We start from the raw sequence: 23,507 nt of genomic DNA, 5'->3' as shown, positions 1-23,507 counted from the left end.
CGTAGCGCCCTGCCGCCATGGGGTGGCTGACTACGGAACGGGCGGGTATGATCCCCGCCCGTATTCAATTCTGCCCACCAGTCCTTCCCGTTCAAGGATTCCGCCTCATGGCGCAGCCTCTTCCCGTTTCTCCGCTTGCTCTCCCCCTGCCTGAACTGGGCCCGGTACGCGGGGTTCGTCTGGGGGCCATTGCCGCAGGCATTCGCTACAAAGGCCGTACGGACCTTGTTCTGGCGGAGTTTGACGCTGGCACCACCGTGGCGGGTGTTTTCACCCGTTCCAAATGCCCCGGCGCGCCGGTGGACTGGTGCCGAGCCATCCTGCCCGAAGGCCGTGCGCGCGCACTAGTGGTGAACGCGGGCAACGCCAACGTATTTACCGGCCGCGCCGGGCGTGAAACCTGCGAGCAGACAGCACAGGCCGCAGCCAAGCTGACCCAATGCGCACCCGGTGAGGTCTATCTAGCCTCCACAGGCGTGATTGGTGAAATCCTGCCTGCCGAGCGCATTACCGCCGCCCTGCCCGCCCTGCATGACGCCCTGAGCGAAACCGGCTGGGAAGCCGCCGCACGCGGATCATGACCACCGATACCTTCCCCAAAGCCGCGCGACGTACAGCCCTGCTGGGCGGGGTTGAAGTAACCATTCAGGGCATGGCCAAGGGCAGTGGCATGATCGCGCCCGACATGGCCACCATGCTGTCTTTTGTTGCAACGGATGCGGCCCTGCCCGCGGCACTTCTGCAGGCCATGCTGTCTGCCGGGGTCAAGCGGACATTCAACTGCATCACGGTCGATTCCGACACCTCCACTTCCGATATGGTGCTGCTGTTCGCCACGGGTGCGGCAGGCAATGCCCCGCCCGCAAGCACAGCCCCCGATGCCCCGGAACTGGCGGCCTTCCGTCAGGCGCTGGACAGCCTGCTTGAAGAGCTGGCCCTGATGGTGATCCGCGATGGCGAAGGAGCGACCAAGCTCATGACCATTGATGTCACCGGCGCGGTTTCCGATGATTCGGCCTGGCGTGTGGCCATGGCTATCGGCAACTCCCCTCTGGTCAAGACCGCTATTGCGGGGGAAGACGCCAACTGGGGCCGCGTTGTCATGGCCGTTGGGAAATGCGGCGAACCCGCAGACCGTGATACGCTCAGCGTTTCCATAGGCGGAGTATGTATCGCCCAGAACGGCACAGTGCGCGATGGCTATGACGAAACCCCGGTGGTTGCCCACATGAAGGGGCAGGAAATCTCCATCGCTGTTGATCTGGGGCTGGGCGAAGGCCATGCCCGCGCATGGAGCTGCGATCTGACCCACGGCTATATCGACATCAACGGCTCCTACCGGAGCTGAAAACCCGGAGCAGGCTTTCAATGTCCACGTTTACGCCGCCCCCCGGCTGGGGCGCTGCCCCTTCCGCTCCACCCGCGCCGGATAACGGTGCATGGTTTAGCCCTCAGGCCCCGGTGTGGGTTTATGCCGGGTTCTGGTGGCGTGTCTGGGCGTTTCTGGTCGATTCACTCCTGCTATCCGTGACCGAGGGCGTCGTGGGGCTGTTTGTGGGGCCGGAAATTTCCGTCCGCTGGCAGGAGCTGCCCATATCGGGGGCGGATGGCCAGTCCACCAATGTGGTCGATATTGCAGCCTTCGCGGGTAACCCGCAGCCCTATGACCACCTGCTGCATGGGGTGTCGGTGCTGGTGCCCCATATCCAGACCGGCAACTGGCAGACACCCGGCAGTGTGCTGCTGGCCCTGCTGCCTGCGCTGTATTTCGTCCTGTTCGAATCCTCCCGCCTGCAGGCCACCCCCGGTAAGCTGCTGTGCCGCCTGCGGGTTGTTACCCTCTCGGGCGAGCGTATCTCGCTGCCGCGCGCAGTGGTGCGCTTTGCGGTCAAGGCCTTCATCTCCTTTCCGTTCCTGTATATCGGCGTGCTGATGGTAGCCTTTACCCGCCGCAAACAGGGCCTGCATGATCTGATCGCGGGCACGCTTGTGATCCGCCACGACGAGCCGCGCACCGTATCCTTCCGCCCCCGGGGCTGAACGCGCGCACACGGCCCCAGCCCGTTCAGGGCGGGGCCTGCTTTTTTTTCCTGTTCCTTCATCAGAAAAAGGATATGGCACCCCATGGTAGCTACCAGCCCGGACCAGACCCGTTTTCTCACGCATGAGGCCGCCATGCGCCCTCATGTCCGCCCCTCCGGCCCTGAAGGACAGAAACGCGTTCCTTCCCGTCTATTCAGAGTGTTTATGATGCTCGCCGGGCTCTGCCTTGGCCTGCTGAGCCTGACCCTGAACACCAGTGCTCGCGCGGCCGACACAGCCGCAGCCACACCGGCAAACGGGCTCAGCCAGCAAGATGCCCAGCAGCTTCTGTCCGTGCTGAACGACCCGCAGAAACGCGCGGAATTCTCGCGCACGCTCTCGCTCATGGCCAAAGGACTGCCCGCGGCACCTGCCGCCAAGCAGAGCCCCGGCACCCCGGGCACTCAGGCCATGCTGGATACGGATGTCCATTCCGAGCTTGGTGTTCTGGGCGACACGGCACAGTCTTACGTTCAGAATTTCACCAGCCTGTTCACGGATCTGGGCGTTGTCGGCACATGGATGCACCATGTGCTCCATACACCTGACCTGCGCCAGAAGCTGACGGACTCCTTCACCCGCGCCTTTCTGATTCTGATCGTAGGCCTGCTGGCCGAACGGGGGGCCAGCATTGCCCTCAAGCGGCCCCTGCTTTCCGTCACCCGCCATGCCGAGGCCCGCGAGGCACGGCAGGCCATGGCGCAAGCCACCGCCAACGTGCAGGAAAGCACCTCCGAAAACCATGACGACGCCGACCAGAACTCCATTCAGGCACGCGAAACCGACCAGAGGCGCGGCAATGAAGTACTGCGCTACCTCGTGCGTGTGCCCTATAACGTGCTGCATTTCCTCATCAAGCTCGTGCCTGTGGGCGTGTGCCTGCTGCTGGGCTATCTGGGCGCGGAATTCCTGACCACCACGGATCAGGCCAGCACTGTCACGATTACCCTTGTCAACGCCTATGCCATTGCCCGCGGCCTGTATCTGGTTGTGGAAACCACGCTGGCCCCGCGCTCACCCGTTATCCGTCTTGTGCCTGCCTCCGACACTACGGCCCGCCTGCTTACACGCTGGTGGAACGTGCTAGTGGCGGCCCCTTCGCTGGTTATCTGCCTGTCCACGCTGGGCAGCGAGTTCGACATGGCCACACGCGGTGTGGATGCCATGCTGCGCGCCGTGGTGCTGATCCAGCATCTGATTATTGCCGCGTTTATCTGGCGTATCCGCTCCATTGTCGGCTCCGCACTCCAGCCCTCCGAAGAATGGCGGCGCAAAAATGCGCTCTGGGGCTTTGTCAGTTCTCTGGCGCGGCTGTGGTGGGTGCCGGTCATGTTTCTGGACATGGCGTTGTGGTTTGTCTGGGCGGCCCATCTCAAGGGCGGCTACCAGTGGATTTTGCACGGCTCGCTGCTCAGCCTGCTTTTTCTGGTGCTCTCGCGTGTGGTGGCCCTGCTCGTTTACGGCTTGCAGGACAGGCTGTTCCGGGTCAGCCCCGAGTTGCAGGCACAGTATCCTGACCTGCAAAAACGCGCTGATTTCTACTACCCCTTCGTACGCAGGATCATGACGGCGTTCCTGATCCTGCTCACCCTGATTGCTCTGGCCCAGAGCTGGGGGCTGCCTGCGCTGCACTTCTTCAGTGACTCACCCATTGGCACGCGCCTGCTGGGGGCGGCGATCTGCCTTGTTATCGGCATGGCCGTAGCCGCCGTGGCGTGGGAACTGGTTAACGGGCTGCTGAACAAGCAGATCACACGCTACGCATCCTCCTCGCAGGCGGGGCGTGCGGCGCGGTTGCGCACCATTCTGCCGATTATCCGCACCTTTCTGCTTACGATCATTATCGTGTTCGTGGCCGTTACCACCCTCTCCCAGATCGGGATCAATGTTGCCCCACTGCTGACAGGGGCGGGCATTCTGGGTGTTGGCCTGTCCTTTGGTTCACAAAGTCTGGTCAAGGACGTGATCACCGGCTTTTTCATGCTGGCAGAAGACGCGATACAGGTAGGGGACTGGGTAACAACCGGCGGTGTGGCCGGTACGGTGGAGCATCTTTCCATCCGCACGCTGCGGGTGCGCTCTTTCGATGGCGACCTGCATATCATCCCCTTTTCGTCCGTGACATCGATCGCCAACACCGCGCGTGACTTCAACCAGATTATCGTGCGCCAAACGCTCGACCTGAGCGAGGACTCGGTAAAAGTCGCGCAGATCATGAAAGACACCATCACGGAAATGCGTAAGGAAGACGCCTTCGGCCCGCTGATCCTGTCCGACTACACGGATCTGGGGGTGGATAGCTCTGACCAGAACGGTGCCGTGCTGATTGGTATCATCAGAACCGCACCGATGATGAAATGGAAAGTGCAGCGCGAGTTCTACCGCCGCATCGCCCTGAAAATGGCGAAGGCGGGGATCAAGTTCTACACACCCACCGCCTACACCACCTCCCCGCCGGGTATTCCTATGCATCTGGCGCTGGATGCCATGCCCGAAGCCGCGTATGCGCCCGCAACCATTGCGGACAGCGCGCAAAAACCGGCAACACCCCCGGCCTGAGGCTGCGGGGTGTCTGTTCGGCGCGGCTGGTTTGGGGCAGACTGGCCGCGCCGCCCCTGATGCGGCGCAGATTGCAGGAAACGCTCTCATGTCCACCATCGTCCCGCCCCCTTCCCAGCCGGAAGAGACGCGGTCTCCCCTTCAGACCCTTCTGGAAAATCCGCTGGCGCACGATGGTTTCGTGTTTGTACAGGCCGAAGCAATGCACAGTCTGCTGCCGGGGCTGACGCAGTGGGACCAGTTTGCCGCAAGCTGGAACGATCTGGGGGTGGATCTCTATATGGCCGATGGCGGGCGCTACCGGCGGCGGCGCTATGCCACGTTTTCGCTCAGCGGCGAGACAATCAGCCGTAAGCCGCACCAGCCCCATTACCAGAGCCGCGATTATAATACCCTCAATGGCGGGATCGAACGCTGGTTCGAACCCTTCCTGCCTGAGACCGCAACCAGCCCAGCGCTGGAGGCCATTCTGCGGCTTGTCTGCCGGGTGGCAACAGACCTGACACCCCCTGCACGCAGGCCCGGCTCATGGCATGCGGAAACGCACCAGTTCCGCATTGAGGCGCAATCCGACAAACCCGGCCACCCCACACCAGAAGGGCTGCACCGTGATGGCGTGGACTGGGTGTGCGTTATCATGATCCGGCGCGAGAACGTGGCCTGTGGCGAAACCTCAATCCACGATCTCAACCGCCAGCTTGTGGGCAGTTTTACCCTGACCCAGCCGCTCGATACCGCCTTCGTAAACGATAACCGCGTCTATCATGGGTCACGCCGGTTGAACCGAACGACCCCACGCGCCCCGGCTGGCGCGATGTGCTGGTTGTAACCCTGCGGCACGAATAAGCGGCAACAGGAGTAAATGCGGCCACACCGGGTGTGGCCGTGCGTTCAGTAGCCCGCGTAGGAAATAGCGTGCAGGCCCAGTGCCAGAACCGCGAGCACAAACAGCATGGCCCCCGCCATCTGGGCACCTTCGCGCAGGCCAATCCGTTCCGATGCCTGACCAGTATCCGCCTGCGTGAGCGATTCACCCATGGTCTGTTCCCTTCCGCGAGGCTGTAACGGCCCCTGTCATCGTCGCGTCATGGCTCCTGCCACCGTACCTGTCTGGCGCTATTTCGCCCCCTGTCATCGGGGTTTGCAGCCTGATGTTTTCAAGGCGCGCGGCATGCCCTGCCTTTCTTATCCGGTCCGGGGTGGGCTGCCGTCAAGCACTGGACGCATGCCCCCAGAATACGGCACACAGGAGAGCCGGCCCCGAGGCGGTTTGCCGCACCGTGGAACGGCCTTGTATTTCATGGAGCTGGCATGACCCGTTTTTTCAGTTTTTCCGCAGCGCTGCTCTTGAGCATCAGCCCCGCTCTGGCCGCAAACGCCACCGCACAGCCGGACACCAAACCCGCTCCGGCGACACACGCGGCCAAAGCCAGCGCGCCGGAACACAAGGGCAGCTACCCGACAGCCCTTTTCTGCGGCACATGGGCAATGATGTCCGCCGCCGATGCTATTGAGGTTGCGGCCAACCGGGCAATGGGGCCTGCCGCCCGCCTGATGCTAACACTCCCCCCGATGTACAGCCGGGTGGTCAAGCAGGAGCATTTCAGCCTCTCACGGGTTGATGGTGCAAGCTGGACAACCTCCAGCCCGCCCCTGAAGCTGACCTTCACCTTGCAATCAGAAAACACGGCGCTGCTGGTTATCGACAGCACGGAAGGCCATAAAATGGAACTGCCGCTCTACCGTGACGACACCCGCACCCAGAACCCCTGACAGCACTACGCGGCTGCCAGCGCGGGCCTGTCCGCACGGCCATAACCAGCCGGGCAGGTAGTGGGCACCAGCCTGCCACATTCAAAGCGGCAGGCATCAACCCGGCTGCGTTCAGGCCTGCGGGGTCCAGTCCTTCAGGAAGGTTTCCAGTGCGGCATCGGCCTTGCCGATCTTGACCTGTAGCGTGACATACAGGTTGCCCGCCTCGCGCTTGCCGTAAGCCTGCACGCCCTTGCCGCGCAGGCGCAGCACCGTGCCGCTGTCGGAATTTGCGGGCACATTCATCCTGACTGTGCCGGTAGGCGTCGGCACCATAATGGGGCCGCCCAGCACAGCTGTTTTGATATCAACCGGCAGGGTCTCACGCAGGTCCACACCATCACGCGTGTAAGTGGCGTCGGGCTGCACGGTTACGGTAATCAGCGCATCGCCATCCGGCCCGCCCTGCACGCCGGGATTACCTTTGCCGCGCAGGCGCAGCACCTGACCATCCTCTATCCCCGGCGGGATTTTTACATCCAGCGTGCTGCCATCAGGCAGGGAAACGCGCGACGTGGTGCCGTTGACCGCATCCTGAAAGCTGACTTTGAGCGCGTAGGACGAGTCCGCCCCCTGTCGTGGCCCGCCCCGACGCCCGCGCGCGCCGCCAAACCCGCCGAACATGCTGCCGAACAGGTCATTGAGGTTTTCCTCATTAAACCCGCCGCCTGCGCCACCGCCATGAAAGCCGCCGCCATAGCCGTGGGGAGCCCGTTCCTGACCCGAGGCGTCTATTTCACCCCGGTCAAAACGGGCGCGCTTTTCCGCATCGGACAGCAGATCATTGGCCTGATTGACGGCCTTGAACTGCTCTTCGGCCTTTTTGTCATCCGGGTTGAGGTCCGGGTGATATTTCTTGGCCAGCTTGCGATATGCCTTGCGGATGTCATCCTGGCTGGCTGTCCTTGCTACACCAAGAACCTCGTAGGGATCACGTCCGCTCATGCAACCGGTTTCTCCATGTCTTGCCCAATGGCGGAACCCGCGCCGGGCATTGTCTTTGTCTTTTTATCCATTGCCTTAAATAATGGGAATGCTCCATGCCCCGGTCAATGGAAAGCCGCACCGAAATGGAGCGCCGCACCGGGGCCGCGCTGTGTCCACAAAGCCCCGGCCCGGAGCGTTGGCATAAAGTTGGGGCGGAACATCTGGCGCGCCAGCCTTTATCCTCTATAGGTTCAAAGGCAGAAGAGGAGATACCAAGCGCGTGAAGGGCTTGTGTATCCCGGATTGAATGGAGAACCGGCCATGGCTGACAGACCCCGTTTCCTTGATGACCTTGCCGGTGTGGCAGGTGGTGCCGTTTCCGCCCTGACAGGCGTGCGCGAGGAAATTCACGCCATCGTCCGCAGCCGTGTGGATGAAGTGCTGACCACGCTACAGGTCGTCCGCCGGGAAGAATTCGAAGTCATGCGTGAGCTGGCCGCACAGGCCCGCATCGGGCAGGAAGAGGCCGAACGCCGCCTGAACGCCCTTGAAGAGCGTGTACGCACGCTTGAGCACGCATCGGCGCACAAGGCTGAACAACGCGCCTTTACCCCTTTTGCCAGTGTGTCAATCCGTTCATATCTCACGCAGGCACGGAGAACCGCCACCATGCCAGCCCTGACGAGCGATTCCACGCCAGTACCCGCCAACCCGCTTGACCTGATGGAACAGGTTATCGGGGGGCTGGGCTGGACATTCGACCGCTGCACCCCCACCGAAATGGCCGCCGAAGCCCCGGCTCGCTGGTGCGATTACGGCCTGTTCTTTTCATGGTCGGCCGAACTGGGCACGATCCTGTTCACCTGCGCGTTTGACCTGCGCACAAGCGCAACCCGCCGCGCAGCCCTGTATGAACTGATCGGCCTCGCCAACGAGCAGATGTGGATTGGCCATTTCAGTGTCGATGCGGAAGACGGCGTGCTGCTGTTCCGCCACGCGCTGCTACTGCGCAACACGCAGGCCGTGGCCGATATTTTTGAAGACATGATCGACATCGCCCTGAACGAATGCGAGCGGTTTTACCCCGCGTTCCGTTTTTTCCTGACGGAAAAGCTCTCCGCCTCCGAGGCGCTGGGCATGGCCCTGCTGGACTGTCAGGGCGAGGCCTGAGCACCCAAGCCCGCGCATGAACAGGATTTTGCTATGAGCACACCCACACAACTGCCCTCTATCCTTCTGGTCGGGTGCGGCAAAATGGGCGGCGCCATGCTTGATGGCTGGCTGGCCTGCGGGCTGCCGCCCTCCGCCGTGATCGACCGCCACCGCGACAGCCTGCCCGCGCCGCATATTCTCGTGCCTTCGCTGGATGACCTGCCCGCGGACTTCCAGCCCGATATCATCATACTGGCAGTCAAACCCCAGAAGGCCGATGCCACTCTGGAAATACTGGCCCGACGCTTTGCCCGCGCAACCCTGCTATCCGTCATGGCGGGGCGCAGCATTGCCAGCCTGAGTAGCGTTTACACTGCCGCCGCCGAGGGCACCGCCCCGGTTTTCATTCGCGCCATGCCCAATACCCCCAGCACGCTGGGTGCGGGCATGAGCGGCCTGTACGCCCCGCCCACCGCCACCCCTGAGCAGAAGCAGCAATGCGACAGCCTGATGCGCGCCGTAGGCGAAACCGTGTGGGTGGAAACGGAACAGCAAATCGATGCCGTAACTGGTATTTCCGGCAGTGGCCCGGCCTATGTGTTCCTGCTGGCCGAACTGCTTGAAAAAGCCGGGGTGGAACAGGGCCTGCCACAGGCCACAGCCCGCACGCTGGCCCGGGCCACGCTGTACGGAGCCGGGCAGATGCTGCACAGCCTGCCAACCGATGCCGACGAACTGCGCCGCAATGTCACCAGCCCCGGCGGCACCACCGCTGCGGCACTGGGTGTGCTGATGGCCCCCGATGCCTGGCCCGCCAGCACATCGCAGGCCGTAGCCGCCGCCGTACGCCGCGCAGGTGAACTGGCTGGCTAAGCCCCCACCCACGATTGCAGCCCCAGCCTGACGACTCCACCCGGAAAGTGCCACCATGACAACCGATCCGTTCGAAACAGCCCTTGTAACCTCCGCCCTGTCTTTGGCGGCTGAAAAGGGCTGGGGGCAGTTTGGCGTGCAGGATGCCGCCCGCGCGGCGGATCTGTCCGAAACCGAGGCGCGCAGGCGTTTTTCCTGCAAAACCGGCATTACTCTGGCACTCGGTCGTATGGCGGATGATGCAGCCCTTGCGGACGAGGCAGGCTATGGCTCCACGCGCGAGCGGCTTTTTGACCTGCTGATGCGCAGGCTCGATGTGTTTCAGGCCCACAGGCCGGGTGTACGCGCCCTGCTTAAAGCCATGCCGTTCGACCCGCCAATGGTTCTGGCCCTTGGTGCCGCCACACTGCAAAGCATGCGCCAGATTGCTCAGGCAGCGGGTATCAACGCCTCTGGCTGACGGGCATGGCCCGCGCCTCCGCCCTGACCGCGATCTGGACTGCGACATTCCACACATGGGAAAAAGACGACAGCCCCGATATGGGCCGCACCATGGCGGCACTTGATCAGGCACTGGACAAGGCCGGGCGCTGGGGGCTGTTTACCAGCAGCAATACCGCTCAGGACGAAGACACAGGCCTGCCTGATCTGCCCGATGATACTCTGGCCGATACCAACTGGCCGAGCAGCACTACAGCATAGGGTTTCGAAATCTCGCCCAGCCGGTCTTTACGAAAGCCTGCGGTTCAGCCTAAAAGGAAACCGCTGGGCAGGACGGTTTATCCCGTCCACCATAATGGGGCGTAGCCAAGCGGTAAGGCAGCGGATTTTGATTCCGCCATGCGGAGGTTCGAATCCTCCCGCCCCAGCCATTTTTTCCAGCTTTTTCACACTACATCTCATCGGCTGGCAGGCATTGAAGCCCTTTCAGCCCCACCACACCCAGCCGCCCTGTGCAGGGTATCTCTCTTCCGTGACTTTTCTTTTTGTCGCGATGAGTGCCAAAGTGCTCCCCCTTAAAAACACCGGCGCCGGGCGCGGTCTTTTCTGCCCCTCAGGCCACCCGCGCCGGATGTCCGTTCTGTCTCTCACTTCTTCCACGGCCATCCCCCATGTCTGAACCGTCTTCTCCCTCTCTTTTCAGCCAACCCGGCCTGCCTGCCGTTCTGGGCGGGCGTGCCCTTTCGGCCTTTGCCGCACAGGTGCTGGCCGTAGCCGTGGGCTGGCAGATTTACGCCCTGACACACAGCACAGCGGCTTTGGGTTTTGTCGGACTGGCGCAGTTCCTGCCCATGTTTGCGCTGATTTTGCCCGCAGGCCACGCCGCCGACCAGCATAACCGCCAGAAAATCGTCCTGACCTGTCAGGTGCTGGAAATGCTGGCAACAGCCGCCACGGCCTATGCCGCCTTCACCCACAGCCTGACACCGGGCATGCTCTACGCGCTGGTTGCTCTTTTTGGAGCCTGCAAGGCGTTTGAAATGCCAGCCCAGCAGACATTCCTGCCCTCTCTGGTCACGCCCGCCCTGTTTCCACGCGCGACAGCCCTTTCTGCCTCGCTGTTTCAGGTCGCCAGCATTGCCGGGCCATCGCTGGGGGGGCTGCTATACGGTGCCGGGGCGGCATTATGCTACAGCCTGTGTGCCATAGGCTTTGGCATGGCGGCTCTGGCCACCGCCTCGCTGAATATCAAAAGACCCGCCAAGGCCCGCCAGCCTGCAACGCTGGCCAGTGTTTTTGGTGGCATTGCCTTTCTGCGGCGCAAACCCGCCATGTTTGGCGCGATTTCGCTGGATCTGTTTGCCGTGCTGCTGGGCGGTGCTACCGCGATGCTGCCGGTTTTTGCCACCGATATCCTGCATGCGGGGCCAGTCGCCCTTGGCTTTTTGCGAGCCGCCCCGGCCGTGGGCGCGCTGATGGTAGCCGCCGTTCTGGCCCGGCACCCGCTGGGCCGCCATGCGGGGCTGTGGATGTTTGGCGCTGTCGGTATTTTCGGCCTTGCCACCATTTGTTTCGGCCTGTCACGCTCAGCATGGCTTTCGGTTATCATGCTGGCGATACTGGGCGGGGCGGATGTTGTTAGCGTCATGGTGCGTGGCGCGCTGGTACAGCTTGGCACACCGGATGAAATGCGGGGCCGCGTTTCCGCCGTGAACATGCTGTTTATCGGCTCATCCAACCAGCTTGGCGAATTCGAAAGCGGGATGCTGGCCTCACTTACCGGCCTGTGGGGGCTGTTGTGCTGGGTGGAGTCGGCACCCTGCTGGTGGCGGCAAGCTGGATGCTGCTCTTCCCCGGTCTGCGCAAGCTAGACCGGCTGGAGGATATTACCCCCGAGGGATGAGGGATGTTGCCCCCCGGAGACTGGACATAAAAAACCGCGCTGGCTTAAAACCAGCGCGGTTTTTTTTATACGCTCTGCCTGAACAGACGGAATGACAGCTTGTGTCAGACCGCTTTTTTCAGGTTGGGGCTGGCCTTGAAACGCACCGTCTTGCCGGCCTTGACCTTGACCGGCTCACCCGTGCGGGGGTTCAGCGCCTTGCGGGCCTTGGTCTTGCGCACAGTGAACGTGCCGAAAGAAGGCAGGGTAAAGCCACCTTCGCGCTTGAGTTCCTGCACGATCGCATCAATCAGATCATTAGCGGCCTGATTGGCAGCAACACCGGTGCAGCTGATCGAATCCTGGATCACCGCCGCAATAAAGGCTTTGCTCATTGAGTTTCTGGCTCCCTACTTTTTCAGACAGAATTTTAGAGACAATAATTACCTGGCCGTGACGCCCATACTTTATGGGCTTGTAGTCATGTTTTTCTGAAAAACCAACCCAAAAATGTCCCCTCTTTCGATTCTTTCCGACAGGGACAGCAGAAAGGACGGTCGCATTTTGCAGTATTCACCCCTATCCATAACGGGGAGCTTACGAGAAATCGCCATTCCCTGCGGAATTATGTGACCTTTTCCACCCGGACAGAGGGTATATATATCCGTAAAAAATAAATTAATTACTCATTCTGTTCTCCTTATTATTACAAAAAACGCACTACCGTTTTTCTGTTTTTTATTCGTAATAACTACCCTGCGCCGCCCCCCCTTATCCGTGGAGGCATGAAGTCACGTTTTGAGGAGTGGATTTTTGTATTTTATTTATTCCACTATTTTTTGTTGACTAATAAAATATAACACCATAAAGATTCGTTCCATTGACGCGCAAAGAGGCCGCCAAAGTCACTGCGCGCGTTAACACCACTGCCGTCAGGAAAGTTCCCATGACTCCCGCACGAATGCCATGGCCGCCGCGATGTCTCGCGGCACCAATTCAACAGGCTTTTCCTTTCCCCGGCTGAACGCAGCGTCTGGCCGGGAGCTGATTTTTCCCGATCCAGGACAGAAAACCATGCGTGACTCGATCATTCTTGAAATCAACGGCGTTTTTGTCGGCACCGTCATTTCTTCCGGCAACCCGCGCCAGAAGCGCTTCTATGCCGTGCATGAAAGCGTGCACGCCCTGCATAACCATGTTTTTTCAGACCGCGATGATATCCGCCGTCTGGTTATCGGGCATTTTCATCATTCAACGCCTCGGAACGCCCTGCCTGCCTGAGCAGTTCGCGGATAAAAATCTGCAGCACATTCCGGCTCTGATCGATGGCTCTGAACGCAATATAGTGTTGCGAAACAAAGTGATAGGCAGCAGGCAGAATGGGCCGCAGGCGGCCTGCGCGCCGGTACGGGGCTGCTGACTGCTCGGGCAGAAAACCAATGAACCGGCCTGACAGGATCATCATCAGCTGTGCTTCCATATGCACAATACTGCCACTGGCGCGCGGGTGGTTGATGCGTTGCAGGTCTTCAAGCTTACGATAAGCCCGCACGGAAAAACGCGCACGGTCTATCATGTCCTTGGTGATCAGCTCATCCGCCATGTCAAAAAACGGATGACCCTGCCCGCAATACAGCGCATGCGGCTCCTCACACAGGGACAGGTAGCGCACACCGGGGGCATGGCGGGCAAACGGGCCTATCGCCACATCCCGCGTGCCATCCGCCACCTGTAATTCCAAATCCTGCGGGATACCCAGTTGCAGATCGACATGCACGGTGGACACCTGATCGATCACGCGGGCCAGCACATCCTGCAACCCGATATCCGGGTTGTTGATAATACCGCCGATACTACCAATACGTAGTCGCCCGCCCAGTTCCTGCGGGGCCTGACTGACACGCGCCTGAAAAAGCTCAATACTTTCAAAAAGGTCCTGTATGGCTTCAAGGGTTTCCTGACCGAACGCGGTCAGGCGGAACCCCTTGCGCCCACGCAGGCACAAAGGCCCGCCCAGACGCTGCTCAAGAGACGCCAGATGCGTGCTGAGTGTGGACTGGCTGAGGTTGAGGGCAATCTGTGCCGCGGCAAAGCTGCCGGTTTCAGCCAGCACGGCAAAAACCCGCAGCAACCGCAGGTCTATGTTATCGAGCCGCCGGACACGGGTTGCCCCGGAGACAACGCGCTTGGGCGGAAAGCCCGGCTCCACCGCCAGAGCTTTCTGACGGCGGGCCGGGTTGGGTGGTGTCGAACGCTGCTCTGGTTTATCGCTCATTGTTCCTGAAATACAGGATACGGCCGATCAGATTAAGCAGAAGCTGCGCCGCCAGAATGGGCGTTACGCGGGCGGGGTCGTAATCGGGGGCGACTTCCACCAGATCCACCCCGGCAATACGGCCGCGCGCGGCAAGCCCCGCCAGAAATTCCAGCATTTCATAATACAGGAATCCGCCATGGCTGGGGGTACCCGTGCCGGGTGCTATCGAAGGGTCGAACCCATCGATATCGATCGACACGTAGTAGTTTACTCCAGCAGGTATCCGCTCCAGCAGAGCCTCAACCCCCATGGCGCGCACCTGTCGCACGCTCAGAATATCCGAACCGAAACCGCGCGCATCATCATACCCTTCGCGCGCGGTGGAGGACACGTTGCGGATACCGATCTGGGTCATGCCCGTGATATGCGAACGCTCAGCCGCCCGGCGCATGGGGTTACCATGGCCATGGCGCACGCCGTGACGCTCGTCCACAAAGTCCAGATGCGCATCAATCTGCACGAGGTGCATGGGCGGCTGGTCATCAAACGCGCGGATACAGGGGATATTGATCGAGTGATCTCCCCCCAGCACCACCGGCAACGCCCCCGCTGCCAGAATGGCGCGCACCCCGGCCTCTATGCTCGCATGGCTGCGCTCGGTATCGGTATGAACGATATCGGCATCGCCCACATCGACAATGCGGCTACCCTCACCCCCCAGATAGACGCGGTCATCCTCATGATCATAGGCCCCTGCATGGCCGAATGCGAACAGGGTGGACGCCTCGCGGATACTGCGTGGCCCAAAACGAGCCCCCGCGCGCCACTGGGTGCCGCCATCAAACGGTGCGCCCAGAATGGCAATATCCGCATCAATAGCCGACCAGTCTGTCTGGATCGGGTATTTTCCAAAACTGCAAATGCCGACAAAAGGCAGGTCCAACCTGCCGCTGTCATACCCGTTGGCACTCATGCGCCCCTCCCTGCCGCGATAGCGCACAGCAATTCAAACATAATGGTTGCGCCTGCCAAAGACGTAACCCCCCCCACATCGAAGGGTGGCGAGACTTCCACGACATCCGCTCCGACAATATCGAGCCCGTTCAGCCCCCGGATCATGCGCTGGGCCTCACGCGTGAGGAACCCGCCCGCTTCAGGCGTGCCAGTACCCGGTGCTACGGCCGGATCGAGGCAGTCGACATCAAACGAGATATAAACCGGGCCATCGCCCACGCGGGCGCGAATGGCCTGCACAATGCCGTCCGGCCCCAGTTCCGTGGCTTCATCCATCAAAATCAGCTGAAAACCGGCATTGCGGGCGTAATCATAGTCGCGCGGAGTGTACAGCGAGCCGCGCAGGCCGATCTGCAACGTGCGTTCGCAATCGATCAGCCCTTCCTCCACCGCGCGGCGGAACGGTGTGCCGTGCGTGTAGCGGTTTTTACCGAAATACGAATCCGCCGTGTCAGTATGGGCATCGAAATGGATCAGCCCCACCGGACGTTCCGCCGCAAGACCGCGCAGAATGGGCAGGCTGACCAGATGGTCGCCCCCTGCCGCTACGGGAATAGCCCCGGCAGCCGCAATACGGGCAAAATGGCGGCTTATCAGGTCAAGGCTGTCCATCACGTCAAACGGATTGACCGGGCAATCGCCTATATCCGCCACTTTCAGCGTATCGTACGGGGCTATGCCATTGGCATTGACCTGCCGCATGAGCGATGAGGCATTGCGCAGCTCACGCGGGCCATGGCGCGCACCGGAGCGATTGGTTGTGCCACCGTCATAGGGAATACCGGTAAAAACGACATCATACCCTTCCGGGCCTGTCGCCAGCGGCAGGCGCATGAAGGTCGGCACCCCGGCAAAACGCGGCACCATGCTGGCATCGGCCACCTGCGTTTCCACGGCATGTGGTTGGGTGCTCACAGATCAAACTCCTTGCGCAGGGCAGCGGAGAGCAGACGCACGTGGTCATCCATCAGCCACTGACCCTTTTCCGCCGTGGAGCCCTGCGCGCGCGCCAGCACGCCCGAAGCGGGCACCACACCGGGACGCAGGGGCCAGCGGTCATAGGTGGGGAAATCGGCCGGGCCATCCGTCGGCACTTTTGTCATATCCACCAGATCCTCGCGCAGCAGCAGCATGAGGGAGGTTTCAAGCAGGCTGGCATGCTCCAGCTCAGTGCCGGGGAAACCATCGGGGAACAGCTTGTCCAGCGTAGAGCGCTCGACAAAATCCCAGTATTCGAGGCGCATGGCCACAAAATCCGTAATCCCGTCGCGCCGGATTTCGCGCATGGCCAGATCCAGCCCTTCGACCGCAGGCCAGGCGTTTTCAAAATGCCCGTTCACCAGCACCAGCCGCCGCACGCCATTTTGCGCCAGACGATAGACCACATCGCGGATAACCAGCGACAGCGTGGCCGCATCCAGCCCGATACAGCCGGGAAACTGCTCACCTCCGCCAGAACGGGGCTGCGACTTGTAGCCATAAGGCAGAGTGGGGGCCACAAGCCCGCCCAGTTCCGCCGCCACGCAATTGGCAACACCGGAGGGCAGAACCTGATCGACATTCAGCGGCAGGTGCGGGCCATGCTGCTCCGTGGCACCCAGCGGCAGGAACACAACCGGGTTGCGGGCAATCCGCTCCGCAAAGGCGGGCCAACTCAGTTCGGCAAGCTGAACGGTTTCAGACATGATGAACGTATTCCTCTAGTTTTGAAAAACGATCTTGTTCTTAAAAAACACCCGGCACAGGCACTGTTCAGTGCATGGCCGCCCCGCCATCCACACTCAGGCACTGCCCGGTAATGAACCCCGCATCGGGCGATGCAAGGAACAGTGCCGCACGCGCTATTTCGTCAGGCTGGCCAATGCGGCCCATCGGGTTGGACATGTCCTGCGCACGGGTTTTTTCATCCTGTGCGGCAAAGTTGAGCAGGGGCGTATCCACCGGGCCGGGTGCAATGGCGTTCACCCTGATCCGTGGGCCAAGTTCACGCGCCCATGAGCGCGTGAGCGAGAGCATGGCCCCCTTGGTGGCACAGTAGAGCGACGCCCCGGCCCGGCCCAGATACGCCAGTTCGGAGGCGATATTGAGAATGCACCCGCCTTCCCCCATGAAAGGCAGGGCCGCCTGCGCCACCAGAACCGGCGCGCGCAGATTGACCGCCAGCGTCAGGTCGAGCGCCTGCTGCGTAACCTGTGCCAACTCCTGCTCCAGCATGACACCAGCACAGTTCACCACCACATCGATACGCCCATCCAGCAGGGCGGCAGCCTGTTTTACAGCACCCGCCGTAGCCTGTGGGTCCGCCAGATCAACCGTTACGATCTCTAGCCCAGAGCGGGTATCAGCCTTGATATCCAGCCCGACAACACGCCCGCCCGCAGCCTGCCACGCAAGGGCAATGGCCTGCCCGATACCTGATGCGGCCCCTGTTACCAGCACATGCTGGCCTGTCCTGCGTTCACTCATGATCCACGCCCCTAAAACGGATGTTCGCCGCGATCGACGCCGAATGTCTGCCCGGTAATGCTGGCGGCATGGCAGATGCCAGAAACAGATACGTGCTGCTGATATCGTCAGGGTTCATGAAACCGGACAGAGCCTGCCCATCCAGTATTCCCTGCATCAGATCAGCCTCATCACGGCCTGAGCGCTCGGCCATAGCGGCGAGCGAGCGTAGCGAGGCCTCGGTTTTGACCCAGCCGGGCGCTACCGCGTTCACGCGGATTCCGCGTGGCCCGAGTTCTTTCGCCCATGTTTTGGTCAGGCCGATAATCGCGTGTTTGGACGCCACATACGCGCCAAACAGCGGCTCTGCCACACGGCCCCAGATGGATGCGGTGTTAAGAATGCACCCGCCCTCACCCATATGCGGCAAGGCCAGCCGCGTAACATGATAGGTGCCCACAATGTTGGTGTGGATAACCTGCTCAAACAGGCCCACAGTTTGCTCATCCTGCGCCGTTACAGGCGTCAGGCGCTCAAGCCCTGCATTGTTGACCAGCACATCCACCGGGCCGTGATCGTGCAGAATGTCGGCCATGGCAGCCGCATTCCCGATATCGGCCACATAGCCGCGCGCGCCGAGCGTTGCGGCCACTTTGGGCATGGTTTCATCCTGCGCGACAAGGCTGAGCGAAGCCCCTGCGGCGGCAAAGGCACGGGCAATACCCAGCCCTATCCCCCTGCTGGCGCCGGTAATCAGAACCGACCGGCCAGAAAAATCGAACGCTGTCATGCGCCCTCCAGCCCACCTTCGCGCATGCGCCCGCGCAGGAGGTGAAGAATATCCGTGCGGATATGAAAAAACCGTTCACTATCACGCAGGGTTTCATCACGCACGGAACCTATCATGACAGGATATCCATATCCGCCATAACCCGCGCGGGCCTGCTGCCAAACACGATGATACGGTCGGCCAGAAAAACCGCTTCCTCTACGTCGTGGGTTACAAAAATAGTTGTCTTGCCCGATTTTTTCTGGATTTTCCGTAGTTCATACTGAAGGTCTTCACGCAGATTGGCATCGAGCGCGCCAAAAGGCTCATCCATCAGCAGCACATCAGGGTCCGCCGCGAGCGTACGGGCAATGGCCACACGCTGGCGCATACCGCCCGAAATACGCGAAGGATAACTGTTGGCGAAATCCGCAAGACCAACAAGATCAAGAAAATATCCGGCTCTTTCGCGCTTCTGTGCCTTTGTCATATCGCGGCGAAAACGCATGCCAAACTCGACATTTTTGCGCACGCTCAGCCACGGAAACGACGAATAGGACTGAAACACCATGCCCCGGCGGATATCCGGCCCACCCACAGGCTGCCCCTGCAACAGGATACGCCCGGAGGACGGTGTATCCAGCCCGCCGATCATGCGCATGAGGGTGGTTTTGCCACAGCCCGAAGGCCCCAGAAACACCACGAACTGCCCTGCGGGAATATCCAGCGAAAACGGCTCCTGCACGACAGGCACGGCGCCGAAAGTCTTTGTTACGGACTCGAAGCGCAGATACGCGTCCTGCCCTTCGGGTGCGAGACCCATGCTGTTGTCCGTATTACCGAGCGTGTTACTCATGACGACTGATACCTGAAAAGATAGCGGTGCAGCAGGCGCAGGCACTGATCTGTCAGCAACCCGATCAGACCGATCATGATCACACCCGCCATGACCTGATCCGTTTTCATGAACCGGCGCGCGTCCAGATAACAAAACCCAGACCGCTATCCGAGGCCACGATTTCGGCAATGATGACATACGTCCAGCACCAGCCGAGGCTTATGCGCATGCTGTCCATAAGCTGTGGCAACATGGCGGGCAGCGCCACCGTGCCTAGTGTCTCGTGCGGTTTGGCCCCCAGCGTATAGGCCGTTTCAAAATACTCACCGGGGACACGCTTCATATCGGCGGCCACCATCAGCACAAGCTGGAAGAACGTACCCAGCCAGAGCAGGAAAATCTTGGTTTCCTCCCCCACGCCAAACCAGATGATGGCCAGCGGCACCAGTGCGGGCACAGGCAGGTAGCGGATGAAATCGATCAGCGGCTCAAGAAACGCACCTATAATCCTGTAGCCGCTCATCAGAATACCAAGCGGCACCGCAATCAGCACGGATAGTAGGAAAGCGGACCATACCCGGCCAATGGAAATCAGCGCATTGGGCATGGCCACGCCATCGGCACACATGGTCCAGAACGCGCGGGCCACGGTTGCAGGAGAGGGCAGGAAGATGGGCGCTACAACATGCAACGCCACAATAAGCCACCACGCCCCCAGAAATGTCGCGGCCCCCAGAAAGGCCGCAACCACAACCGCTGCACGCGGCACCGCCGAGCGAAAACGCAGCAGCCCCCCGGAAGAGGATGCGCTGCTCATGGCGTGGACAGAGCCGCGATCGGCGCACTGTTGATGGCGCGTGTTGCATCCAGCTTTACCGAGGCCGCGCCGTTTTCAACATTCAGATCCATGAGGGTGTTAAAAATACCGTTAATGGGTCCGGGTTTCTGCGGTGTGCCCATATAGGCGGAAGACTGTTCAAGCCCGGTATACTCAAGGCTGCCATTAATGCTTTTCTGGAAATCATCAACTGACAGGTTGAAATGCGGCGCAGCCATGCGCGCAAATTCCGCATTATGGGTTTTGTGGTAGTCCACCGCCTTGTAGATGCACGACAGAAAGCGCGAATACTTGCCGGGATTGGCCGCCAGATCATCATTGCGGGCAATCATCACATCCACAATATAATCAGGATAGTCAGCCGAAGACACAAGAACTTTTGGCTTACGGGCCTCATCAATGCTCATGATCTGCTGCAGGAACGGCTGATAGGTTACAACGGCCGCAAGGCTCGTATCGGCAAAAACCGCAACGCTATCGGAAGTCAGGATTTCCTTGATCTTCATATCCGCAAGCGACATGCCGTGCTTGTGCAGTTCAAGCTGCAAAAGCATAAGCCCGGGCACATTGCTTTCTGATGCAATGGTCTTGCCCTTGAGTTCCGTTACGTCGTGGATAGCCCCGTCAACCACAACACCATCGCCGCCCATGCTGCGGTCAATCGGCCCGATGATAACGCCGGGGGTATCATTGTCGCGCGGGCGGCCCTGATACTCGCTGATGGTGCGCATTTCCATCTCGATGCTGCCATGGGCCATGGCGGCCATGACATCGGCGCGTTCATCCGCGAATTTCAGATCCACATTCAGGTTGGCATCGTGGAAGCAGCCATATCCTGCGCCACAAAAACAGGTGCGAATCCGGACCAGACAGGCGCCATGATGCGGATCGTATCCTCCGCATACGCACCAGTAGAACAGGTCAACCCCAGAGCAACGGCCAGTACTTTGACAGACTTCATCTCACACCCCACTACCACAACGTTACGTTAACATATTAATCGCACGTTTGGTTAAGGTGTATCAAAATATTCCGAACATTATATCGATATCTGCCAATGTATGGCGCAGACCTCACACGCGCCACCACCCCACCGAACCGGGCATGATAGCGTAATTCATTAGACCCATAACAAGACTCAATACATTGTATTTGTTGAGTTTTTTATTTTTTGGTCAGAGTGAAACAGACAGCGGAGCTATGATGAAGGGCGGCGCAGCGTTTCATCCGGCAAACGGAACTGAGTGCATGGAACGCATCTGTTACAACGAGTTCAGAAACAAGCAGGGGGCCGGACTCGGCATGGTATATCCCTCTGGAACGGATATCAGGGCTCACCACAAGACGGCGAGAACTTCCAAACAGGATCGCTCGTCGCAAGCAAGACCATCATGACGCAATGGCGTCGCTCTCACGATGGCTATAACATAACAGTCAGCATGATCGCAGACTGCCCCCGGGCAGGCTCATGCACTGCCTTTGGCGGTAGCCATGCTCGACGCTCTTGCCACCATTCCTCTGTGAATGGTGGCAAGCAAAACCTCTGTCAGGCATCCTTGCCGCAGGCAGGCTCCAATCCTGACCGGGGATCAGCTTTGTGTAATAAACAATTATGCCTGCGGGTCAGGGCTTTTATGGCGCGACCGTCGTCTGATTAATTTAACAGCCAGTTTATGAAGACCATATATAATGACACCACAGAACGCCGCTCCGAGGAATATAACTATGAGCTCGGCGAAATCTTCACTTCGGGAGGGTCAATCATATCTTCAGGTTCTATAAAACGAAGAATGGTTTTTAATGTTATCTCGAGATCGGGAGGCATTTCCCCGGGGAACCTATTAATGCAATCTAAAATAATTCCACCGCCAATCAAGGCGGCATAGGATGCTGTAAGGAAAAGAACAATTTTAAGAAGAAAAATAGATATTTTAATAACTTTTTTCATTTTACAACGACCGATCAGTAAATCATACCGCCGCCCAGCATGGATAATGAAGCCCCATTTTTTCGCAAAACATCAGACACTCTCTAAAAATCAATCAAATTAACGACAGTAATACAGCCTTCACTGAACTTCAGCTCACCTTCTGGACAAAGACGAAAATTTCCACGACGAATACCGTTAACGATTGTCTGTTTCCCTATTTTTTCTTCTTTTTGCATAACGCAGCCACCCCTCTTCTGTATAAGACAGATATACATTCCCTTCATAAAGTATTGGGTATTGGCTTCCTTGTTTTGATTTATGGCATTCGTCCTTTACGTTCTAAATCTACATCAGATCACATCATTCTCGTGGCACCAGAATATCGCGGATATTGAATCTTTATGCAGCGGGGTCTTGCCTTATGGGCACACCGCTTCAATCAGCCTCTCCCTGATCACCCCTGTTTTGATCTGTGAAAATGTCTGACCTGTATGCTGACACTCTGGAAAAAGTTTCCAGAGAGAACAGGCCCTAGATCGCAAAGAGAAACCGGGCATAATGCGCACATGACTACGCTGATTCGCGCTTTTGCAAACTCCGGAGCCACCGGGCAGGCTCCCCTTCTTCGTCCAGCACAGGTCGAACGATTATTCGCCGATGGTCTGAGCCAGATTACCGCACAGATTTGCGACTGGGCTTTTCCCGTTACACTTGTCGGGGTGCTGGGGCATTATTCCGACCGGGCCCCCAAGGCACCCCGTTATTATCAGGTGCCTATCGAGGATCTGGCGGATGGGTCGGTCATCCATATGGATATCGATAAAACAGCACTCAATGGTAGCGGTATCGAACCCGGCGATCAGGTGCGGGTGGTGGGCCGGATTGGTGCCAATCTTTTCCGTGGAGAGATTTCGCTCAGGCTCAACGCGCTGGCGATTTCCCTTGATGAAGAGCCGTCCCATAACCGCCGCCGTCAGGAACGTCCCCTGCTGGACCTGCTGCGCCACCTGCCCCGCAAACGTCATGCTTTTCCTGAACAGCCAGAGCCGACACTCACCCTGATTCATTCCGCCTCATCAGAAGCCCGCGTGGCGGACGATTTCCTGAACGCCCTGCAGGACAGGGTTTCGGCAGCCCGGCGCACTCTGGTACCGGTATCCATGAATGACCCTATCCGCATTGCCGCAGCCATTCGCTATGCCAGCACGGCGATTGTGGCCGTTGTACGGGGCGGTGGGCCTGCTTCGGATTTTCGCGTGTTCGACCACCCCGATGTGCTCGAAGCCCTTGCCCACTCGCGCGCGTACAGGGTGCTGGGCCTCGGCCATAGTGCAGACACGTCGCTGGCGGAACTGGTGGCCGATCACCCCGCTACCACGCCCTCCGCGGCGGGGCAGTATGTGGGAGACCAGATCATGAAAATCCGCGCGACGCGCTTTCGCGAGCAGCGAGAGGCGGAACCACGACGTGTGGAAACGATCATCCGCCTGCCATGGCTGGCACGCATGCTCCGGCTGGATCAGCCCTGCCAGAATGGCTCAGAAACCATACAACCCTGAAACTGCTCGCACTGGGCACACTGGTCGGGCTTGCACTCGCCCGGATGCTCTAAACCGCACAGTAAAACCCTGCCCGGCAAACGGGCAGGCCCCAACACCATGCAACATGGCGGATAGCAAACAGATTAA

At 59.7% G+C, this 23,507-nt stretch carries 21 protein-coding genes, 1 tRNA gene and 5 pseudogenes; 13 read left to right on the top strand and 14 right to left on the bottom strand.

Going from position 1 to position 23,507, the window contains the following annotated elements:
- The first annotated feature begins 107 nt into the window (after positions 1-107).
- From argJ to JCM25143_RS16750, 4 genes and pseudogenes are all read left to right on the top strand, one after another.
- Positions 108-1,348 (top strand): annotated as a pseudogene (gene argJ / locus JCM25143_RS16755) (bifunctional glutamate N-acetyltransferase/amino-acid acetyltransferase ArgJ).
- A 20-nt stretch (positions 1,349-1,368) separates the two neighbouring features.
- Entirely contained in the window at positions 1,369-2,040 is a 672-nt protein-coding gene (locus JCM25143_RS04155) for an RDD family protein (protein WP_025860124.1), read from the top strand.
- A gap of 84 nt (positions 2,041-2,124) precedes the next feature.
- Positions 2,125-4,641, top strand: coding sequence for a mechanosensitive ion channel family protein (locus tag JCM25143_RS04150; RefSeq protein ID WP_025860123.1), 2,517 nt, complete (start codon positions 2,125-2,127; stop codon positions 4,639-4,641).
- 88 nt (positions 4,642-4,729) lie between these two features.
- Positions 4,730-5,487: pseudogene (locus tag JCM25143_RS16750) on the top strand (2OG-Fe dioxygenase family protein).
- 45 nt (positions 5,488-5,532) lie between these two features.
- Here the strand turns inward: JCM25143_RS16750 and JCM25143_RS22670 are convergent.
- The gene (locus JCM25143_RS22670; protein ID WP_199897826.1) at positions 5,533-5,679 is read right to left on the bottom strand and encodes a hypothetical protein; all 147 of its coding nucleotides are present in this window, start codon (positions 5,677-5,679) and stop codon (positions 5,533-5,535) included.
- A gap of 273 nt (positions 5,680-5,952) precedes the next feature.
- Here JCM25143_RS22670 and JCM25143_RS16745 point away from each other — a divergent pair, with 273 nt between their 5' ends.
- Complete coding sequence (locus JCM25143_RS16745; RefSeq protein WP_025860122.1) at positions 5,953-6,414, top strand: hypothetical protein; 462 nt, start codon at positions 5,953-5,955, stop codon at positions 6,412-6,414.
- Positions 6,415-6,525: 111 nt separating this feature from the next.
- Here JCM25143_RS16745 and JCM25143_RS04130 read toward each other — a convergent pair whose 3' ends face one another.
- Positions 6,526-7,398, bottom strand: a complete 873-nt coding sequence (locus tag JCM25143_RS04130) for a DnaJ C-terminal domain-containing protein (protein ID WP_025860121.1) — start codon at positions 7,396-7,398, stop codon at positions 6,526-6,528.
- A gap of 303 nt (positions 7,399-7,701) precedes the next feature.
- Here JCM25143_RS04130 and JCM25143_RS21330 point away from each other — a divergent pair.
- From JCM25143_RS21330 to JCM25143_RS16735, 6 genes and pseudogenes are all read left to right on the top strand, one after another.
- A pseudogene (locus JCM25143_RS21330) lies at positions 7,702-7,956 on the top strand (accessory factor UbiK family protein); the annotation flags it as partial.
- Positions 7,957-8,049: 93 nt separating this feature from the next.
- Positions 8,050-8,550 carry a type III secretion system chaperone family protein gene (locus JCM25143_RS04125; RefSeq protein ID WP_025860120.1) on the top strand — a complete coding sequence of 167 codons (501 nt, stop codon included), beginning with the start codon at positions 8,050-8,052 and terminating at the stop codon, positions 8,548-8,550.
- Positions 8,551-8,583: 33 nt separating this feature from the next.
- On the top strand, positions 8,584-9,405 hold the full coding sequence (gene proC / locus JCM25143_RS04120) for a pyrroline-5-carboxylate reductase (RefSeq protein ID WP_025860119.1): 822 nt from the start codon (positions 8,584-8,586) through the stop codon (positions 9,403-9,405).
- 55 nt (positions 9,406-9,460) lie between these two features.
- Positions 9,461-10,107: pseudogene (locus tag JCM25143_RS25370) on the top strand (TetR family transcriptional regulator).
- Between the two features lie 95 nt (positions 10,108-10,202).
- Positions 10,203-10,277: transfer RNA gene (locus JCM25143_RS04110), tRNA-Gln, on the top strand.
- A gap of 240 nt (positions 10,278-10,517) precedes the next feature.
- Positions 10,518-11,749: pseudogene (locus JCM25143_RS16735) on the top strand (MFS transporter).
- 104 nt (positions 11,750-11,853) lie between these two features.
- Here the strand turns inward: JCM25143_RS16735 and JCM25143_RS04100 are convergent.
- Positions 11,854-12,123 carry an HU family DNA-binding protein gene (locus tag JCM25143_RS04100; protein ID WP_025860118.1) on the bottom strand — a complete coding sequence of 90 codons (270 nt, stop codon included), beginning with the start codon at positions 12,121-12,123 and terminating at the stop codon, positions 11,854-11,856.
- A gap of 571 nt (positions 12,124-12,694) precedes the next feature.
- Between JCM25143_RS04100 and JCM25143_RS04095 the strand changes: the two genes are divergently transcribed.
- Complete coding sequence (locus tag JCM25143_RS04095) at positions 12,695-13,009, top strand: hypothetical protein (protein ID WP_148300005.1); 315 nt, start codon at positions 12,695-12,697, stop codon at positions 13,007-13,009.
- Here JCM25143_RS04095 and JCM25143_RS04090 read toward each other — a convergent pair.
- From JCM25143_RS04090 to JCM25143_RS21325, 11 genes are all read right to left on the bottom strand, one after another.
- Positions 12,960-14,003 (bottom strand): LysR family transcriptional regulator, encoded by a 1,044-nt coding sequence (locus tag JCM25143_RS04090; protein WP_025860116.1) that lies wholly within the window; start codon positions 14,001-14,003, stop codon positions 12,960-12,962. The genes JCM25143_RS04095 and JCM25143_RS04090 overlap by 50 nt on opposite strands.
- Positions 13,993-14,958, bottom strand: coding sequence for an agmatinase (gene speB, locus JCM25143_RS04085; protein WP_025860115.1), 966 nt, complete (start codon positions 14,956-14,958; stop codon positions 13,993-13,995). Before speB (JCM25143_RS04085) ends, JCM25143_RS04090 begins: the two co-directional genes overlap by 11 nt.
- Complete coding sequence (gene speB / locus JCM25143_RS04080; RefSeq protein ID WP_025860114.1) at positions 14,955-15,914, bottom strand: agmatinase; 960 nt, start codon at positions 15,912-15,914, stop codon at positions 14,955-14,957. The genes speB (JCM25143_RS04085) and speB (JCM25143_RS04080) overlap by 4 nt, the downstream gene beginning before the upstream one ends.
- Positions 15,911-16,684, bottom strand: a complete 774-nt coding sequence (locus JCM25143_RS04075; protein ID WP_025860113.1) for a creatininase — start codon at positions 16,682-16,684, stop codon at positions 15,911-15,913. The genes speB (JCM25143_RS04080) and JCM25143_RS04075 overlap by 4 nt, the downstream gene beginning before the upstream one ends.
- 67 nt (positions 16,685-16,751) lie before the next feature.
- Positions 16,752-17,465, bottom strand: a complete 714-nt coding sequence (locus JCM25143_RS04070) for an SDR family NAD(P)-dependent oxidoreductase (RefSeq protein ID WP_025860112.1) — start codon at positions 17,463-17,465, stop codon at positions 16,752-16,754.
- Positions 17,458-18,234, bottom strand: coding sequence for an SDR family NAD(P)-dependent oxidoreductase (locus tag JCM25143_RS04065; RefSeq protein ID WP_025860111.1), 777 nt, complete (start codon positions 18,232-18,234; stop codon positions 17,458-17,460). Before JCM25143_RS04065 ends, JCM25143_RS04070 begins: the two co-directional genes overlap by 8 nt.
- Positions 18,235-18,346: 112 nt before the next feature.
- Positions 18,347-19,069 (bottom strand): ABC transporter ATP-binding protein, encoded by a 723-nt coding sequence (locus JCM25143_RS16730; RefSeq protein ID WP_234394947.1) that lies wholly within the window; start codon positions 19,067-19,069, stop codon positions 18,347-18,349.
- A gap of 106 nt (positions 19,070-19,175) precedes the next feature.
- The gene (locus JCM25143_RS16725; protein ID WP_234394946.1) at positions 19,176-19,868 is read right to left on the bottom strand and encodes an ABC transporter permease; all 693 of its coding nucleotides are present in this window, start codon (positions 19,866-19,868) and stop codon (positions 19,176-19,178) included.
- Positions 19,865-20,692 (bottom strand): ABC transporter substrate-binding protein, encoded by an 828-nt coding sequence (locus JCM25143_RS16720; protein WP_234394945.1) that lies wholly within the window; start codon positions 20,690-20,692, stop codon positions 19,865-19,867. The genes JCM25143_RS16725 and JCM25143_RS16720 overlap by 4 nt, the downstream gene beginning before the upstream one ends.
- A gap of 2 nt (positions 20,693-20,694) precedes the next feature.
- The gene (locus JCM25143_RS23385; protein WP_234394944.1) at positions 20,695-20,850 is read right to left on the bottom strand and encodes a hypothetical protein; all 156 of its coding nucleotides are present in this window, start codon (positions 20,848-20,850) and stop codon (positions 20,695-20,697) included.
- Between the two features lie 1,070 nt (positions 20,851-21,920).
- Positions 21,921-22,055: a DUF2778 domain-containing protein gene (locus JCM25143_RS21325; RefSeq protein ID WP_199897825.1), complete on the bottom strand. Its 135-nt coding sequence runs from the start codon at positions 22,053-22,055 to the stop codon at positions 21,921-21,923.
- A gap of 330 nt (positions 22,056-22,385) precedes the next feature.
- On the opposite strand from JCM25143_RS21325, the gene JCM25143_RS16715 reads away from it, so the two are divergent.
- Complete coding sequence (locus JCM25143_RS16715; protein WP_051542861.1) at positions 22,386-23,378, top strand: exodeoxyribonuclease VII large subunit; 993 nt, start codon at positions 22,386-22,388, stop codon at positions 23,376-23,378.
- Positions 23,379-23,507: the final 129 nt, after the last annotated feature.

It is taken from the genome of Acetobacter papayae JCM 25143 (assembly GCF_000613285.1).
Classification (GTDB): domain Bacteria; phylum Pseudomonadota; class Alphaproteobacteria; order Acetobacterales; family Acetobacteraceae; genus Acetobacter; species Acetobacter papayae.
This window is presented reverse-complemented; position numbering and strand designations above follow the sequence as displayed.

Excerpts from the sequence above, each read along its gene's own strand:
- JCM25143_RS04155 (WP_025860124.1), top strand. The coding sequence starts at position 1,369 with ATGTCCACGTTTACGCCGCCCCCCGGCTGGGGCGCTGCCCCTTCCGCT.
- JCM25143_RS04150 (WP_025860123.1), top strand. The coding sequence starts at position 2,125 with ATGGTAGCTACCAGCCCGGACCAGACCCGTTTTCTCACGCATGAGGCC.
- JCM25143_RS22670 (WP_199897826.1), bottom strand. The coding sequence starts at position 5,679 with ATGGGTGAATCGCTCACGCAGGCGGATACTGGTCAGGCATCGGAACGG.
- JCM25143_RS16745 (WP_025860122.1), top strand. The coding sequence starts at position 5,953 with ATGACCCGTTTTTTCAGTTTTTCCGCAGCGCTGCTCTTGAGCATCAGC.
- JCM25143_RS04130 (WP_025860121.1), bottom strand. The coding sequence starts at position 7,398 with ATGAGCGGACGTGATCCCTACGAGGTTCTTGGTGTAGCAAGGACAGCC.
- JCM25143_RS04125 (WP_025860120.1), top strand. The coding sequence starts at position 8,050 with ATGCCAGCCCTGACGAGCGATTCCACGCCAGTACCCGCCAACCCGCTT.
- proC (WP_025860119.1), top strand. The coding sequence starts at position 8,584 with ATGAGCACACCCACACAACTGCCCTCTATCCTTCTGGTCGGGTGCGGC.
- JCM25143_RS04100 (WP_025860118.1), bottom strand. The coding sequence starts at position 12,123 with ATGAGCAAAGCCTTTATTGCGGCGGTGATCCAGGATTCGATCAGCTGC.
- JCM25143_RS04095 (WP_148300005.1), top strand. The coding sequence starts at position 12,695 with ATGGCCGCCGCGATGTCTCGCGGCACCAATTCAACAGGCTTTTCCTTT.
- JCM25143_RS04090 (WP_025860116.1), bottom strand. The coding sequence starts at position 14,003 with ATGAGCGATAAACCAGAGCAGCGTTCGACACCACCCAACCCGGCCCGC.
- speB (WP_025860115.1), bottom strand. The coding sequence starts at position 14,958 with ATGAGTGCCAACGGGTATGACAGCGGCAGGTTGGACCTGCCTTTTGTC.
- JCM25143_RS04075 (WP_025860113.1), bottom strand. The coding sequence starts at position 16,684 with ATGTCTGAAACCGTTCAGCTTGCCGAACTGAGTTGGCCCGCCTTTGCG.
- JCM25143_RS04070 (WP_025860112.1), bottom strand. The coding sequence starts at position 17,465 with ATGAGTGAACGCAGGACAGGCCAGCATGTGCTGGTAACAGGGGCCGCA.
- JCM25143_RS04065 (WP_025860111.1), bottom strand. The coding sequence starts at position 18,234 with ATGACAGCGTTCGATTTTTCTGGCCGGTCGGTTCTGATTACCGGCGCC.
- JCM25143_RS16730 (WP_234394947.1), bottom strand. The coding sequence starts at position 19,069 with ATGAGTAACACGCTCGGTAATACGGACAACAGCATGGGTCTCGCACCC.
- JCM25143_RS16725 (WP_234394946.1), bottom strand. The coding sequence starts at position 19,868 with ATGAGCAGCGCATCCTCTTCCGGGGGGCTGCTGCGTTTTCGCTCGGCG.
- JCM25143_RS23385 (WP_234394944.1), bottom strand. The coding sequence starts at position 20,850 with ATGAAGTCTGTCAAAGTACTGGCCGTTGCTCTGGGGTTGACCTGTTCT.
- JCM25143_RS21325 (WP_199897825.1), bottom strand. The coding sequence starts at position 22,055 with ATGCAAAAAGAAGAAAAAATAGGGAAACAGACAATCGTTAACGGTATT.
- JCM25143_RS16715 (WP_051542861.1), top strand. The coding sequence starts at position 22,386 with ATGACTACGCTGATTCGCGCTTTTGCAAACTCCGGAGCCACCGGGCAG.